This window comes from Indolivaga alginatilytica, assembly GCF_003201355.1.
In the GTDB taxonomy this organism is placed as follows: Bacteria; Bacteroidota; Bacteroidia; order Bacteroidales; family Dysgonomonadaceae; genus Dysgonomonas_A; species Dysgonomonas_A alginatilytica.
This window is the reverse complement of sequence record NZ_QICL01000008.1, coordinates 148,107-164,592: the sequence shown is the minus strand read 5'-3', so window position 1 is coordinate 164,592 and position 16,486 is coordinate 148,107. Positions and strand designations below refer to the sequence as shown.

Sequence of the window (16,486 nt, the reverse complement as noted above, 5' to 3'; positions counted from 1 at the left end):
ATGTCATTTTTGGGCAGACGGGTTACAAAGTCTGTGGGGATACCATAATTGGATAGGGATACGGCTACGTTGGCTTCGCCTCCTCCGAAGGTGGCGTTCAGATTAGTGGATTGGATAAAGCGTTGATAGCCGGGAGCTGACAGGCGTAACATGATTTCTCCGAAGGTGACTACTTTTTTCATATCGTATGATGTGTTATAGGTATAAGTTAATGATTAATTTACATATAGGGTTTTAGCAATACCCATTTCTAAACCTCTTAATTCAGCTAGACCTCTCAGTCGACCAATACAAGAATAGCCGGGATTTGTTTTCTTATTCAGATCATCAATCATTTGATGTCCATGATCGGGGCGGAAAGGTATTGAGATATTTCTCTTTTGTTGTATCTCTAACAATCCTCTCATTACACCATACATATCTACATCTCCTTCGAGGTGATTTGCTTCGTAGAAATTTCCTTCTGCATCACGCTGAGTTGCTCTAAGATGTACAAAGTTCACTCTGTCACCCAAATTTTGAATCATTTTTACCAGATCATTATCAGCTCTTACACCAAATGATCCTGTACAAAAACAAAGTCCATTCGAAGCATTAGGCACAGCTTCTACCAATTTAAGAAAATCACTTTCGGTACTTAATACACGAGGTAAACCTAATATTGCATAAGGAGGATCATCGGGATGAATGGCAAGCTTCACTCCCACTTCATCAGCTACAGGAGCTATTTCTTTTAAGAAATCAATCAGATTTGAACGAAGTTTATCTTCATTTATTCCATCATATCTATTCAGTTGAGCTTGGAATTCTTCAAGGGTAAAACTTTCCTCTGCACCGGGTAATCCGGCGATCATATTACGTACCAGTAAATCTTTTTCTGCCTGAGACATACTTTCAAATTTAGCCTTTGCTTTAGCTATATCTTCGGCACTATATTGTTTTTCAGCTCCGGGACGTTTCAGTATACATAAATCGAAAGCCAGAAACGCTGCTCTTTCGAAACGTAAAGCTTTAGAGCCATCAGCAACTGTAAAAGCTAAATCAGTACGTGTCCAATCCAATACTGGCATAAAATTATAAGTTACGATCATAACACCGCATTTAGCCAGATTACGAATGCTTTCTTTATAATTCTCTATATACTGTTTATAGTTACCTTCTTGTGTTTTAATAAATTCGTGCACTGGAATACTTTCCACTACCGACCATATAAGACCAGACTCTGCTATTGTCTGTTTACGCTTCTCTATTTCTTCTACAGTCCAGACTTCACCATTTTTGATATGATGAAGAGCCGTAACAATACCTGTTGCTCCGGCTTGTCTGATATCGGCTAACGACACGGGATCATCAGGACCATACCAACGCCATGTTTGTTCACTTAATACCATTATATTAAATTTAAAAGTTTGTTTATTTTTAATTATAATACAGTTTAGGGTCTTAGACCTTAAATCGAAAATGCATCAAATCCACCATCAATGACAAGGATTGTGCCTGATACAAATTTCGAAGCATCACTAATCAGATAATGTAGTGATCCTAACAACTCATCCGCTTCACCAAAACGATTGAATGGTGTATGCGCCAATATTGTTTTAGCTCGATCGGTGTATGAACCGTCAGGATTAGTCAGTAATGTTCTGTTTTGTTCAGTAATAAAAAATCCCGGAGCTAATGCGTTTACTCTGAATTTCTCTCCAAATTTAAGAGCCAGTTCTCCAGCCATATATTTTGTAAAATTAGCAACTGCAGCTTTAGCAGCTCCATAGCCAACTACACGAGTCAGAGGTCTCAATGCCGATTCGGAAGCAATATTTATAATATTTCCCGCACCATTGTCAACCATAGCTTTAGCAAAAACCATTGTAGGAATTGCTGTTCCGAATAAATTTAGATCGACTACTTTTTTAAAATCATCTATTGCCAGATCAAAAACAGTTTTATCAGGTCCTATAGTTGCACCGGGCATGTTACCTCCTGCGGCATTAACAAGTACGTCTATCTTACCATATACTTTGATTATTTCATCACGGTTTTGTTCCAATACTTCTTTATTCAAAACATCCGTTGAAAGAAACAGGGCTTCATTACCTTCACCTTTAATTTTATTAACAAGTTCTTCTCCTTTGTCTTTAACACGATCAAGAATCACAATTTTAGCACCTTGTGCAGCCAAATACTGAGCCATATCCGAGCCTAACACACCACATCCGCCTGTGATAACAATCACTTTGTTTTCAATACAAAACAAGTTGTTTTTCATAGTATTATAATTTATAATTTTTGTAATATTCTATATTTTCCTTCATCAGGATATCAATAGGCATAAAATTTACTTTATTGATATTCTTATTAAATAATAAATGGTTGCTCAACGATTTAATAGCATCATATCCTTGTTGAATGGAACGCTGAGAAATAAGAAATAATACTTGATCATTTTTAAGGGCTTCTACATTTCTTTCGATCGAATCATACCCTATAAGTTTGATATTCTTATTTGCACAGTCGATGTTCCCAAAAAGCTCTACCAATTCATATATTCGGGAATTAAATACAATGATTTGTTGTATCTTTCAACGTTGATTTAAGATCGTTTAAAACATCTTCCGATTGCAGTGTGTCTATTTCTAAATAATAAATCTGTCCTTTAAAACCGTTCTTATTGAGGTATTCTTTAAATCCCTGCTCACGGGTCTCCATCTGAACCGAATTACTTGTTCCCTTATATCTTATCTTACCTATTATAATATCTCCGGTTTCACTTATTTCTCTCATCATTAATTTAGCTGCTATAATACCGCTCATATGAGAGTCGGCTCCAATATATGCAAGATTATGTTGGGCCGGGATATCCGAATCGATATATATGTACGGTATTTCTTTTTCTTCGAGCTTTTGTGATAAGCCAATCACGCTCTCTCCGAATATAGTCGCAATTACTACTCCTGCAAACTCTCGTTTATCAAGAGATTTAACAGTATTATTAAAAGAATATTCATCTTGTTGATCGAAAAAGAAATATTCAACTGCAACATTAAAATCCTTAAGTTCAGTTGTTGCTTTATCTATTCCTGTAGTTACCAATTCCCAATATTCTCCGGCTATAAAATAGGGTATTAAGACAGCAAAAGTGTAGTCTTTTTTTGAAGCCAAAAAACGGGCAACCATGTTTGGTTCATAGTTGATTTCTTTAAGTACTTTCTCTATTTTGCTTCTTTTTTCTTCCGATACACGCCCTCGATTATGTAAAACACGATCTACGGTACCCACGGATACCCCAGCCAGTTTTGCAATATCAACAATACGTATACTTGATTTGTCTTCCATGGTATTAGATTATAAGGTCTCAAACCTTTTATTGCTTTAATTAAGCATTAAAACAACTGACAGTTATGATTCAGATGCGATATTGAGTCATTTCTGCGATTTATGTGTTCGAACACAAAACCATATCCTCAATAATTAAAGGTTCTTAGCAAATATACAATAGATTTCTGAAAAGACAACAGGTGTGCACGAACACACAAAATAAGCAAATAAATAAAACACTGTATGTAAATAACATACAATAAATACGTAAAAGAAAACATGTTTTATAATATGTTTTCTTTTACGTATTTATTTAACTGAATTGAAAAAATCTAATTGGGAGTTGCAGTTTTACTGCGCTGATAAGGCAAATTGTATTTTTCCTGCCAATACAACCATAAAAGGAACATAACCCCATCGTAATATATCCATTTAAAAAAGCCATCATGAAAGAAGTAGTACCAATCTTCATAAAATATCCAATAAGATTGAGGGGTATTACTCCATGAGACATGATTAAAACTTTCATTAAAGGGTATAAACCAGTCCGGAAATCCGTCTTTTATCATAAAAGCAGAAACAACAAGTCTCAATATGTTCACAAAAAAGAGAAGTACTATTGATAAAGGAATAAAAGTCAGCTTTTTTTTCGCCGGACCTTTATAGCAAATTATTATAAAGGTAAACAGCAGCATTTGCTTAACACCTGTACACCCCCATATAATCTTCATCTTTAATGAATTATCAAAATATATCAATAAATCATCTATATTATAGCTGTCAAAGCCAAATAAACCATGAATAATATGATAAGTAAATTGAGCAGTCCACAGACAAATGGGATAGATATAACTTGTAACGTCTTTTCCCCATACGATCAGCGACTCTCCATTATCAGCCTCATGAACAAATAACTTCCATAATAATTCGAAGAAAAGAAATAAAAACAGAAAGTATGCTATATCCTTTACCGGTTCTATAAAATCAAAAAAACGGCGAATATTGACTCGTATTACATCTATCACCCTCTCAATCATATATAATGTTATAACATTTCAACGACAAAGATACTAAAATACAATGAGATTCATTTACCCATTAAAAATTGGTTTACTTACATATGACTGAATATATAAATTTATATAACATTATTTGGAAGGCTAGCCCAAGCCAATACTTTAAAGTTAAGATATGCAAATTTTACAACAAAATAAGGGTAGAGGCAACAAAGAGGTAAAAATCTCAACTAAAAAATAATACATTTGCAGAACTAAAAATGAAAGTACAAAAGTTTATTTTTGAATATTTACATAATGCAGGGATATAAAAAATTATTGCTTACGGCAGGTCTTGTCGCTTTCCTTATTCCCGTACAGGGACAAAATACCGACTCTCCATATAGCAGATATGGTTACGGAGTGCTTAATAATCAAGCCGTAGGCGTATCAAGAGCGATGGGAGGTATTATTTACGGGGTACGAGGTTTAGACGCCAATCCGGGTAACCCTGCATCTTATACGAGTGTGGATTCTTTGACTTTTATATTCGACATGGGGGTCTCATATGTCAAATCCCGTTTTTCAGAAGGTGATAATGTTCAAACCGATAATAACGGAGGTTTGGATTATATTTCTATGCAGTTTCGCGTTGCTAAGAAAATGGGTATGAGCGTCGGTATACTACCTTTTTCGTCTGTGGGATACCAATTTGGTACACAAGAAACAAAAAACGATGTCACTACTCTAAAGACTTTTACCGGCTCCGGCAATTTCAGTCAGGTATATCTAGGGTTAGCTTACGAGCCAATCGAGAACTTATCGGTTGGGGGTAATGTTTCTTTTTTATTCGGAAATACAAAGTACACCCGTGACATGTCGATTACAAGTGAACCTTCTTCCAACTTCGAATATCAGTTTCATAAGCTGACGATGAACTCTTTAAAGTTTGACTTAGGAGCACAATATATGATACCTCTAAATAAAAAAGACTTATTAATAATAGGGGCGGTGTTGTCTCCAAAAGTAACTACTACAGGCAGAATAGACAGAATTAATAATGATGCTATGACTTCCGATACCATACGCTTTACCGGTAGTGATGCCTACACAGACCTGCCAAGCACTTACGGGCTTGGTTTTACATGGAATCGCGACAAGCGCTTAACTGTGGGTGCCGATGTTACATTTCAAAACTGGTCAAGAGCACGTTATTCGGAAAACATGGATGATGGAATGACCCAAGCTAACAGATTCAACAATGTATGGCGTTTCAATACAGGTCTAGAATATTCAATCGATCCCAGAGACAGAAGTTTCATCAAAAGAGTAAGATTCAGAGGTGGGCTAAATTATAGTAATTCGTACATTAACGTGCAAAACAATCTGGGAGAAATCTCAGGTTATAAGGAATATGGAGCTACGTTAGGTTTCGGTCTTCCTATTCGTGATATTGTATATTCGGGACGTACTTCATATATCAATATCGGTTTAGAATACCGCAGTTTGAATCCTGAAAAGACGAATCTTATCAAAGAGCAATACTTTGGTATTTCGGTAGGTGTATGCATCAATGAATTGTGGTTTATGAAAAACAAACTAAGATAACTTAGTATCTATTTCACCAATGCTTAGTAAACGACTGATTTCTCTAAAAAAAAATAAACAAGGTATTAGGATATTGCCCGTATTGGCTATCCTGATACTTTCTTTTTTGGCATCATGCGGCGGTGATAAAAAAGAATATACAAATGCCCCACTGGATAGAGAAACTATGCCCAGCATGCAGGACGACAGCGTCACTATGCTTATTTCCGATTCTGGTTTAATAAAATATAAACTTATAACGAAAGACTGGGAATCTTTTGAAAATGCAAAGGAGCCACATTGGTATTTTCCGGAAGGAATATATGTAGAACAATTTGACTCTATTTTTCAAAAAGAAGTAACTTTAAAAGCAGATACAGCCTGGAATTTCACCTCTAAAAAACTATGGAGACTGAAAGGCAATGTCTTTATTGAAAACATAAATGATGAAACATTTAGCACAGATGAACTTTTTTGGGATCAAAAAGAACAACGATTTTATTCAGATAAATATATAGAAATAAACAGACCCGATAAACTAATACTCAAAGGGGTCGGTTTCGAGTCTAATATGAATATGACTCAATATAGGATATTCAAACCACGTGATACATATATTTATGTAGAGGATAATCAGAATATAAATATAGAACCACAAGATCAGCCTTAAGCTATAAACCTCCTATATAAAGACCATAATCAAGGAAGACGACTGGTAAATAGTTAGCTTTACTTAAATCTAATGACACAGATAAATAACAAATATCAATCTAAGCCTTACAAAGGCTCACATTTTTTGCTATTTAAACTGATTTTCAAGCTAAAATTGCTATCTTCGCTCGCTAAAAATATTTGAAAGAATAAATCACAATAATAATAAAAATTTAATAGTTCGTTTAAATGGCTGCATTACAGAAAATTAGAAATAAAGCTGGATTGCTTATCGGTGTAATTGCCGTTGCATTGATGGCTTTTATTTTTCCATGGAATGAATTAACATCATTCATCAATAAGCAGAGAGATAAAGCTTTCACTGTAGATGGAGAGGTTGTTTCAACCGGAGATTATCATAAAAGAGTGACTGACTTCGAGAACTTCCAAAAAATGATTAGTGGACAAACTTCATTGGATGAAAACACTAATTCACAAATCAGAGAGTTTGTTTATGAGCAAATGGTAAAAGAACTTATGCTTAATGAACAAACAAAAAATTTAGGTTTAAACGTATCAGAGGGAGAACTTCACGATTTAATATTTGGAGCAAATATTTCTCCTGTATTACGTCAGATACCAATCTTTGTTGATCCTCAGACAGGACAATTCAGTCAAGCAGCACTTACCCAATTTGTAACATTGGTGGGTACTGATGCCAAAACTGTACCTTTAGAACAACAAGCTCAATTGGAAAATCTTAAATCTGTTTGGGAAACTATTCAGAATATGGTTAAATACCAACGTTTGGAGGAAAAGTATAATGTCTTGCTTGCAGGTACTATTATGGTGAATGATTCAGAAGCCAAAGCAAACAGCGATGCTGCTAAATCTACATCAGATATAGCTTATGTTCTCAACAGGTATTCGGCTATACCCGATTCAACAGTTAATGTTACTGATAAAGAAATTGAGAAATTATACAACGACCGTAAAAATAATTTCAAAACATTTGAAGAATTAAGAAAGATATCATATTTCACAAAACAAATCGTTCCCAGTGAAAGTGATTTCGCCGAAGTTGAAAAAGAAGCAAATACAGCTCGTGAGAAATTAGCAGAAGCTGCTAACCCTGCATTAGTTGTTGCAGACTACTCCGAAGTTCCGTATCAAGATGTATTTTTCTCAGAAAAGACTTTATCGGCAGAAGAAGCTACATTCGTAAAAGCTGCTTCGATAGGTGATATTTATGGACCTATACGCGATAATGAAGCTTTCAGAATATATAAGCTTATCGACCGTGCAGCTGCACCTGATTCAGTAAAACTGAGTATGATAATCATTCCTGAAGGAACGGATAAAATGGTTGCAAATAACAAAGCAGACAGTGTCATCAATGTTATTAAACAAGGTAAAGCTTTTGATGTAGTTGCAAACGAAATATTCCCTCAATCAAATGGAGGAGAAGTCGGATGGGTTACTGAAGCTCAATTAGCATCAGCAGGAAAAGAGTTTGTAGATGCTGCATTTAAAGCTCCTGTCGGTGAAATAACTAAATTGAACCTACAGGGACAAATTCAAATCATAAAAGTTGAACAAAAAACTCAGCCCGTAACTAAGTATAAATTAGCTTTGATTCAAATGCCTGTATCGGTAAGTGATCAAACCCTAATCACTTTGGATAACGAACTGGCACAATTTGTTACACAAAGCGGAAATTCTAAAGACTTTGTAAAAGCAGCCAGAGAAAAAGGATACGATGTTGTTGCAAATTCTCTTATCTCGGGATCATACCCTAATATCAACCAAATCAGCGGATCACGTCAGGTTATAACTTGGGCATTCAACGAAAATGTTGGTTCTGTTAAGAAATTTGATCTTGCAGATTATAAAATCATAGCTCTTATTGATTCCAGAATACCTCAAGGATTCCTTCCGGTATCAGAGGTGAAAGAAGGCCTAAAAGCTGAATTGGTTAAAGACAAGAAAGCTGAAAAAATGATTGCTGATCTTAAAGCTAAAAACATTTCTACTCTTGATGGATATGCAGAAGCTATAGGAACTAAAGTGGATACAGTTAAGTTTGTAACTTTCAATACTCCAAATATTCTGGGTATCGGTAGAGAATCTGCTCTAAATGTATATTCGGAATTAGGGGCTGTAAATAAACTTGAAGCTCCTGTAAAAGGCGACAACGGAGTTCTTGCTATAACTGTAGTGAACAAAGTAGACCAAAGTAAAGATTTCAACTTGGATTCTTTCAAACAAACTACAAACAGCCAAAACATGTACAGAGTAATGTCTCAAGCAATACCTGCACTGAAAAATAAAATGAATGTAGTAGATAACAGAGTAAAATTCTTCTAATTAAGGAATAACTCTATTTTAAGATAAAGCGAGGCTGCCAAATATTGACAGCCTCGCTTCTTTTTTATTAATGTCTTGCGAATATTTACTATTTTTGTAATATGATCATAAAAATGCTGTTCTGCTTACCAAAGAAATAAAAAGGTCTGAGACTTTAATTCGTGGCACTGACAATACAAATTTAAAGAAATGATAACTAAAAAGGAACGATACGAAAATATTATAGCTTGGTTTCAGAAAAACATGCCTGTTGCCGAAACCGAATTACATTACGATAACCACTACCAACTATTAGTAGCTGTTATACTCTCGGCACAATGCACTGATAAAAGAATAAACATTGTAACCCCTCCTTTATTCGAAGCCTTCCCTACCCCTGAAGTGATGGCTGAAAGCTCTCAGGAAGAAATCTATGAATATATAAAGAGTGTATCATATCCTAACAACAAAGCGAAGAATTTGTTAGGTATGGCTAAAAAGCTGACTACCGAATTTGAAGGAAAAGTACCTAATACATTATCCGAATTAGAGTCTATACCGGGTGTAGGACGAAAAACAGCGAATGTTATGTTATCCGTAGCTTTCCAAAAACCGGCTATGGCTGTAGATACACACGTATTCAGAGTCTCCAATAGAATTGGCTTAACCAGCAACTCGAAAACGCCGTTAGAAACCGAAAGAGAGTTGGTGAAGCATATACCAAATAAACTTTTATCTATAGCTCACCATTGGCTTATACTACATGGCAGATATGTATGCACGGCAAGAAGTCCCAAGTGTGACGATTGTGGAATCAATCAATGGTGTAAGTTTTATCTGAAAAAGAACGGGGTAAAATCAATAACAAAAGCATAAAAAGGTCTCAGACTCCTAATATACTGTCGACTTCGTTGAGCCATTTATGATAATCGAAACGTTTCATACACTCATCGGTTTTTGAAACAAAGTAAGGAAGCAAAGAAGGATCATCCATGACTTTCTTCATACCTGTATAAACACCCTCTGAGCTATTTTCGGTGAGTATACCATACTTTCCTCTCTCAATCACATCTTCGGGGCCTCCACAATCTGTGGTGATAACAGGAGTGCCTAAGGCTGTAGATTCAAGAAGCGTCAATGCAAAACTTTCACGGGATGAAGGACAAAGAAACCAATCGCATCTTTTCATATACGGGAAAGGGTTCGCCACTCGTCCCAACATTTGAATGCGATCATTTATTTTATATTCAGAAATCATATTCTGCAATCGGTCAAACTCGTCTCCGTCTCCTACAATCAGAAAATTAAAATCATAACCTTCATTTTTCAGTCGATCCGAAGCTAAGATAATGCGGTCTACCGTTTTTTCGTAAGATAAACGAATAACAACTATGAAACTAACACCTGTAAACACAGGTAAATCAACAGGCTCTTGTGCTCTATCTAAAATACTCGATAAATCTAAGGCATTATATAAGACCCTTATCTCTCTTTTGGCCTTTCCTCCATGATACAAATTTATATAGCTTTTCTTGGATGAATCAGACACACATATTACCTCATCGTATTTATCAAAAGAACGATTCATTCGGTTGATCTGAAATCTGTTTAAAGTATATGATACCCATTCTTTCAAATTATGACTGCTATAATCTCTTTCAAACGGATGATTTTGTATCCAAAGATATTTAGGCAGTTTTAATTTGCTAAATAATATCGAATAGAAGCTGTCTTTGAAACAAACAACCTCATCGTAATCACTCTCTTTAAAACCTACTAATTTGACATAAAGTCGCGGAAAAAATATAAGTATATTCTTATAAAGAAGCTTCTTTAAACCTGTAAGTTCTCTCGGAAAAATATACTTGACCGGTACTTTAGAAGAAACTCTATTCAATAATGTATTTTTATCGGAAGGATTGGGTAATAGTAAAGTGATATCACATTCTTTTTCTACCAAATGATTCAATAAATTCACCAGAAGGATTTCGGTTCCCCCCATATAAAAGCAATCATTGAATATAAGTATTCTTTTGTTTCGCATTGAAATATAATTGATTCTCTATATCAAAGTTAATAAAAATATAATAGATAGAATAGATTCATTCAAAACAGAGCTTAAGCATCCTACTTATTGGAGTTTAAAGTTCAAAGAAAACAAAATGTAACCGATCCTGTTTTTTACAAAGCATAATAACAGAACAATAAATATTATTATATACATTTGCGCCTTATTAACTAAAATTGCACTAATTTAAAATTTTCTTTATGAAGACAAGTAAAATCAAATTCTGCTTAATGGCACTAGTATGTGTGCTTATGACTTCTTGCTACACTTCCAGAGTAGCTAATGGTAATATCTCAATAACAGAACCTACTGTAAAAGTAAATTCTCAAAAGAATCACTTTCTTCTATGGGGGTTACTACCTTTAGGACAAACACAAGTTGCTAAAGAATATGTAGGAGATAAGAAAAACTACACCGCAGAAACAACCTGGACTTTTGTTGATGGATTGCTTAATTGCATAACGCTTGGAATTTACACTCCAACGACTACAAATTATTACGTGCCGATAGGCGATGTGAAAAATTAATATTTTTCTTTAAAATGTAGAAGGCAGCCTAATGGTTGCCTTTTTATTTATTTAATTTTTCATAGATTTGTCTTTCTCAAATGCCTATATTAATATTGATCTGAATCTACAGATATCAAAATATAGTGACACTAATCCTACTTTACTTTTCAGCCCAACCTTATCCGTTTGAACAGTATTTATATTAACCAATATTATTAGAGATGAAAAACAGATTATTATTTTTAGCACTATTCTTTATCGCATTTCAAATAAATGCAGCAAACAAAGCAAAACACGTAGTATTAATCGGTTGTGATGGTTTTGGTGGATACGCTTTTGAGAAAGCAAACATCCCCAACATCAAGAAACTGGCTCAGAATGGTTCTATGACGCTCGAAATGAGAACTGTATTACCATCTTCCAGCGCTGTAAACTGGGCTTCGATATTAATGGGCGCAGGCCCTACATTCCACGGATATACAGAATGGGGAAGCAAAACTCCCGAAATTCCATCAGTTACAACAAGTAAATACGGAAAATTCCCTTCTATATTTACCATATTAAGAGAACAAAAACCCAATAGTAAAACAGCATTAGTATATAGCTGGGAAGGTATTGAATATCTGGTTGAAAAAGATATTATTAATATTGTAGTTCCTACCAAATCAAATGAAAATCTGTCTGCAGATACAGCTGCCTCAATTATAATAAGAGAAAAACCAGACTTTATCTTTATACATTTCGATGAACCTGATCATGTTGGCCATTCAATAGGGCATGACACTCCCGAATATTATTCAACGTTAGAGATTGTAGATCAACGGGTAGGTAAAATTATAGATTCAGTAAATGAAGCAGGTATAGCCGACGAAACGGTAATAATACTTCTTGCTGACCATGGTGGTATAGATAAAGGACACGGAGGAAAAACTCTACAAGAGGTACAAGTTCCGTTTATAATCAGTGGAGCAGGTATCAAGAAAAATCATAAGATTACTGATACTGCCATTGTATACGACACCGCTGCAACTATAGCCAAAATATTAGGTATGAAACAGCCTCAAGCATGGAGAGGCATACCTCTTCAAGACGTTTTCTTGAAATAAATGAGCACATATGAATATTAAATACAAAAGCCGAAATAATATATTTCGGCTTTTTCTTTATCTATAATTAAACTATCATTTCTTGAGTTAGAAGATAAATAGATCTTTAATGTCTTTCCTTACTTTGGGAGTATCTGCCAAATGATCTTCGTTACTGTCTCTAAATCCTAATGGAAATAAGAGTGTAGATCTCAAATTCTTCTCGGGTAAGCCAAGTATCCCATCCACTATTGAAGCATTGAAACCCTCAACCGGAGTTGAATCAACTCTTAATGAGGCCGCAGCAATAGACGCATATGCCATAACAATATAAGTTTGGCGAGCCGACCATTCGAATATTTCCTGCTCGGACATGCCCAGCAAAAAACTCCATTTAGTTCGATATTCTTCCAATCTGGCTCCTGTTATATTTCTCACTTCTCCCAGATGGTCAATATATTCGTTCACATCTTCCTGAGTAAGTTTAGTATAAGCAGAAAATACCAATAGATGCGAGCAGCCCTTTATCATCATTTGCCTTGGAGCAGCCTCTTCTAAAATCTGTTTTTTTATTTTTGGATCTGTAATTACAGATACCTTAAATATTTGCATCCCCATAGAAGTAGGAGCCAAGCGTATAGCATCCAATATAATATCTATCTTATCTTGTTCAACGGTTTCACCATTCATTCTTTTGCAAGCATACCGCCAGTTCAAATCTTCAATTAAGCTCATTTCTTATTTTTAAATTAAGGTCACAGACCTTGGTTGTTGTTATCTTTAGAATAATAAGAGTTCTAAATATTTAATGCGATGATTTATAAGCATAACTATCTCTGGTTGTTATGCCCAGCCAAAGCAATAGAAGGGTCTACGACCTTAATACTAACAATGCCTTATGCTTATATAAATAAAAAAGGACTACAATGTAGCCCTTTTATACTTCTTCTTCAGCAAATTATGCCGGACTGATTGCGCTTGTAGGACATACATCTGCACAAGTGCCACAATCTGTACATGTATCAGGATCGATTACATAGATCTCTCCTTCTGAAATTGCAGTTACGGGACACTCATCAATACATGTACCGCATGCAATACAATCTTCGTTAATTACATAAGCCATGACTTTAATACTTTTATGTTAATACTTACTTTTCTAATATGACATAACAAAGATATAGCCTTTTTTTTTCTATTCAAATACCAATCTGCCAGATAATGCAAATACTTTATACCTTTTATTGATATAAGCAATACGCCGTCGATCTTAAAACACTTATTAACAACCATATAAATAATTGATCGTAAAAAAAGTGATTATTTATATTTTCTGCTTAATTTTACCGTTCCGAAGTCAAAACGCTCAGGATGCAATCATCATCTTGGTATGACATTCACCTAAAAGTATGTTATTTTGAGAAATTACAATAAATATATAATTCTTATCTGTCTGTTAATCACTTGTGGAAACAATATTTTCGCTCAAAAACAAAAGGTGAAAAATCAGCCATACGCTGATCAAAAGCTATTTCACTTAGGTTTTACTCTTGGATTAAGTACGCAAGATTTGATTTTGTCTCATTCGGGATTCGTAAATCCCGATAATAGTGTATGGTTCTCCGAAATCCCCTCCTACTCTCCCGGGCTTAGTGTGGGTATTATTGCTGATAGATACATCAATCAGTATATGAATCTGAGAATAATTCCGACTCTTAATTTTGGAGAAAAACGCTTTGTATTCAGAGAACAGAATGATATGCATGAAAATTTTGAGGCTACTATAAAGAATAATTATCTCTCACTTCCCATACACATGCGATTCAGTTCAGAGCGTTTAAATAATATCCGCCCTTATGTATTGGCAGGAGGCTTTATCAACACTCAGATTGGAGGGCAAAAAGAGCCTGTTATAAAACTAAATAACGTAGACTATGGTATAGAAATAGGATTAGGATGTAACTTATATTTTCCTTTATTCAAACTAAGCCCCGAACTGAGATTCTCGTTCGGATTAAAAGATATACTGGAAAAAGACCGCTCGGATCTTAGAGATGAAAACCTTTTAATCTATACAAAAGCGCTTAATTCAGCTAAATCGAGAATGATAACACTAACATTCAATTTTGAATAAGATCAAATAATAATAACATTTAAATATAAAACCCCGACCTATGCAGAACGATGAGAATTGGGATGATCCCTCGATAAAAGATTATACTGACATGCAGAAGTATGCATTTGTCACTCAAAGAGCACTTGATAATGATTATATCGGATATTGCTACCGTGAGAATTCAGAAATAAAAATAGATAGCGGATGGCGTTTCCTATACGGTGATGAAGACGAAGATTATTTAGATAATCCTCTTAATACCGTAACTCAGGATTTATCCGTAGTAGTAGAATGGAAGCCTAAGGTGAAAGATATTCTGGCTTCACGCCGAGGTCTTGATTTTGAATGGAATCCTGATAAAGAAGTTTTTGAGGGAATCTCAGAAGAATAACTTCAACTAAAATAGGAAAGAAAGGAGCTTATCATACGATCGGCTCCTTTCTTCGTTTTTCCATTTCTCATATCAGTAAATGAAAATATTTAATGATATACTTCTGTTGTAGGGGCAGACCTATGTGTCTGCCCTCAATGGGCGAACACATAGGTTAGCCCCTACGCCTAAAACAATAATAAGCTATTAGCCTTATTAGCATTAAACAGTCACATTTTTAACTATATTGCAGTTTTAAGGGAACAATAATATTCCCTGCTTTGTTTGTATTATTAAACAGCTAAAGTAAGATAGCGATTTACAAAAACAAAATATATTGACAGTTATAATGAAAAAAGCCACATTACTATTAATCATCAGTCTCGTGACTTTAAACTCTTGCGATCAGAAAGCTCAACAAGAACCGACGCCTAATAATCAGGTAGAAGACTCTCTATTAGTAGAGCAACCTGAACCTGTCAGTTTTGATCCTGCAAAAATAGAAATAGAAAAAGCATTTCTTTATGACGACCACACATTAGAAGACACATATCCATATAAAGATACTGTCAGAGTATTTCAATGGGATAAAATACGTAAACGATTGGCTCTACTCGATTCAATAGAATCAGTGCCCGCTTCATGGGCTATTTTACAGAACTATAAAAATAAAAATGGGGAAGCACCACTCGTTAAGGTATATAAAAGAGATTCATACAAACGGATTTCGGATACATTGGGAGTTGAAAGATATCAATCGGTACCTTTATTCTTACCTACAGACTCTGCTGTTGCTGAAATATATGGCAGAGACGGATCATTAGTAAAACTAATCAATAATGATTCTTCGAGATTAGTAAAGATAACAACTGTTGATATGAAAGGAGAATGGCTTGTACCTCAAAAATATATCAAAGCTATAAATGATACAATAATATTCAGAAAAGCAATCTTTATAGATCTGACAAATCAAAACATAGCTACGCTGGAAAAAGTAGATTCCAAATGGCTTGTTAGAAGTATGAATCCTGCTACTACAGGTTTACACAAACCTCCTCACATGCAGGAAACACCAAAAGGAATATTTGTCATTCAAGAGAAAAAGTCCAAAATGGTTTATCTTGTAGACGGATCGCAAGAGACCGGTGGATTTGCTCCTTATGCCAGCCGTTTCTCCAATGGAGGTTATATACACGGCGTTCCCGTGAATGCCCCAAGTACCAAGATAATTGAGTTCAGTCCATCACTGGGAACTACCCCTCGTTCGCACATGTGCGTACGTAATGCTACCTCTCACGCCAAGTTCATTTATGATTGGGCATCGACAGAACAAACTTTAGTTTTTATTTTTGATTGATAAACTTAACTTTTATTCTCATTTAAAAGATGTAACTTTGTGGGCGTTAAGGTCAAAGACCTATATTAAACCCTGCAATTAAATAAA

The 16,486-nt window shown here is 34.9% G+C and carries 18 protein-coding genes; 9 read left to right on the top strand and 9 right to left on the bottom strand.

What is annotated here, in order from left to right:
• From CLV62_RS08710 to CLV62_RS08690, 6 genes are all read right to left on the bottom strand, one after another.
• A partial coding sequence (locus tag CLV62_RS08710) for a PfkB family carbohydrate kinase (protein ID WP_245904054.1) occupies positions 1 to 182 on the bottom strand: 182 nt, incomplete at its 3' end.
• Between the two features lie 33 nt (positions 183 to 215).
• On the bottom strand, positions 216 to 1,391 hold the full coding sequence (uxuA, locus tag CLV62_RS08705; RefSeq protein WP_110310389.1) for a mannonate dehydratase: 1,176 nt from the start codon (positions 1,389 to 1,391) through the stop codon (positions 216 to 218).
• 59 nt (positions 1,392 to 1,450) lie between these two features.
• Positions 1,451 to 2,266, bottom strand: a complete 816-nt coding sequence (locus CLV62_RS08700; RefSeq protein WP_110310388.1) for an SDR family oxidoreductase — start codon at positions 2,264 to 2,266, stop codon at positions 1,451 to 1,453.
• 4 nt (positions 2,267 to 2,270) lie between these two features.
• On the bottom strand, positions 2,271 to 2,537 hold the full coding sequence (locus tag CLV62_RS22025) for a type 1 periplasmic-binding domain-containing protein (RefSeq protein ID WP_245904053.1): 267 nt from the start codon (positions 2,535 to 2,537) through the stop codon (positions 2,271 to 2,273).
• A gap of 16 nt (positions 2,538 to 2,553) precedes the next feature.
• The gene (locus CLV62_RS08695) at positions 2,554 to 3,333 is read right to left on the bottom strand and encodes a substrate-binding domain-containing protein (protein WP_245904052.1); all 780 of its coding nucleotides are present in this window, start codon (positions 3,331 to 3,333) and stop codon (positions 2,554 to 2,556) included.
• A gap of 314 nt (positions 3,334 to 3,647) precedes the next feature.
• Positions 3,648 to 4,352, bottom strand: coding sequence for an exosortase/archaeosortase family protein (locus CLV62_RS08690; protein WP_110310387.1), 705 nt, complete (start codon positions 4,350 to 4,352; stop codon positions 3,648 to 3,650).
• A gap of 276 nt (positions 4,353 to 4,628) precedes the next feature.
• Between CLV62_RS08690 and CLV62_RS08685 the strand changes: the two genes are divergently transcribed.
• From CLV62_RS08685 to nth, 4 genes are all read left to right on the top strand, one after another.
• A complete protein-coding gene (locus tag CLV62_RS08685; protein WP_110310386.1) occupies positions 4,629 to 5,918 on the top strand; it encodes an OmpP1/FadL family transporter in 1,290 nt (429 codons plus the stop codon).
• A gap of 19 nt (positions 5,919 to 5,937) precedes the next feature.
• Positions 5,938 to 6,567: an LPS export ABC transporter periplasmic protein LptC gene (gene lptC, locus CLV62_RS08680; protein ID WP_110310385.1), complete on the top strand. Its 630-nt coding sequence runs from the start codon at positions 5,938 to 5,940 to the stop codon at positions 6,565 to 6,567.
• 230 nt (positions 6,568 to 6,797) lie between these two features.
• Entirely contained in the window at positions 6,798 to 8,915 is a 2,118-nt protein-coding gene (locus CLV62_RS08675; RefSeq protein WP_110310384.1) for a peptidylprolyl isomerase, read from the top strand.
• Positions 8,916 to 9,107: 192 nt separating this feature from the next.
• Positions 9,108 to 9,770, top strand: coding sequence for an endonuclease III (gene nth, locus CLV62_RS08670; RefSeq protein WP_110310397.1), 663 nt, complete (start codon positions 9,108 to 9,110; stop codon positions 9,768 to 9,770).
• 7 nt (positions 9,771 to 9,777) lie between these two features.
• On the opposite strand, the gene CLV62_RS08665 is transcribed toward nth, so the two are convergent.
• On the bottom strand, positions 9,778 to 10,896 hold the full coding sequence (locus CLV62_RS08665) for a glycosyltransferase (protein WP_245904051.1): 1,119 nt from the start codon (positions 10,894 to 10,896) through the stop codon (positions 9,778 to 9,780).
• A gap of 266 nt (positions 10,897 to 11,162) precedes the next feature.
• Between CLV62_RS08665 and CLV62_RS08660 the strand changes: the two genes are divergently transcribed.
• Positions 11,163 to 11,489: a Bor family protein gene (locus CLV62_RS08660; RefSeq protein WP_110310382.1), complete on the top strand. Its 327-nt coding sequence runs from the start codon at positions 11,163 to 11,165 to the stop codon at positions 11,487 to 11,489.
• A 203-nt stretch (positions 11,490 to 11,692) separates the two neighbouring features.
• Positions 11,693 to 12,577 carry an alkaline phosphatase gene (locus CLV62_RS08655; protein ID WP_110310381.1) on the top strand — a complete coding sequence of 295 codons (885 nt, stop codon included), beginning with the start codon at positions 11,693 to 11,695 and terminating at the stop codon, positions 12,575 to 12,577.
• Positions 12,578 to 12,664: 87 nt separating this feature from the next.
• Here CLV62_RS08655 and CLV62_RS08650 read toward each other — a convergent pair whose 3' ends face one another.
• Together CLV62_RS08650 and CLV62_RS08645 are read right to left on the bottom strand one after the other, a co-directional pair.
• The gene (locus CLV62_RS08650; RefSeq protein ID WP_110310380.1) at positions 12,665 to 13,291 is read right to left on the bottom strand and encodes a nitroreductase family protein; all 627 of its coding nucleotides are present in this window, start codon (positions 13,289 to 13,291) and stop codon (positions 12,665 to 12,667) included.
• Positions 13,292 to 13,514: 223 nt separating this feature from the next.
• Entirely contained in the window at positions 13,515 to 13,682 is a 168-nt protein-coding gene (locus CLV62_RS08645) for a DUF362 domain-containing protein (RefSeq protein WP_050710574.1), read from the bottom strand.
• A 291-nt stretch (positions 13,683 to 13,973) separates the two neighbouring features.
• On the opposite strand from CLV62_RS08645, the gene porT reads away from it, so the two are divergent.
• From porT to CLV62_RS08630, 3 genes are all read left to right on the top strand, one after another.
• Positions 13,974 to 14,690, top strand: coding sequence for a type IX secretion/gliding motility protein PorT/SprT (gene porT / locus CLV62_RS08640; RefSeq protein WP_245904050.1), 717 nt, complete (start codon positions 13,974 to 13,976; stop codon positions 14,688 to 14,690).
• A 40-nt stretch (positions 14,691 to 14,730) separates the two neighbouring features.
• Positions 14,731 to 15,063 carry an immunity protein Imm33 domain-containing protein gene (locus CLV62_RS08635; RefSeq protein ID WP_110310379.1) on the top strand — a complete coding sequence of 111 codons (333 nt, stop codon included), beginning with the start codon at positions 14,731 to 14,733 and terminating at the stop codon, positions 15,061 to 15,063.
• Positions 15,064 to 15,391: 328 nt separating this feature from the next.
• Complete coding sequence (locus tag CLV62_RS08630) at positions 15,392 to 16,399, top strand: L,D-transpeptidase (RefSeq protein ID WP_110310378.1); 1,008 nt, start codon at positions 15,392 to 15,394, stop codon at positions 16,397 to 16,399.
• Positions 16,400 to 16,486: the final 87 nt, after the last annotated feature.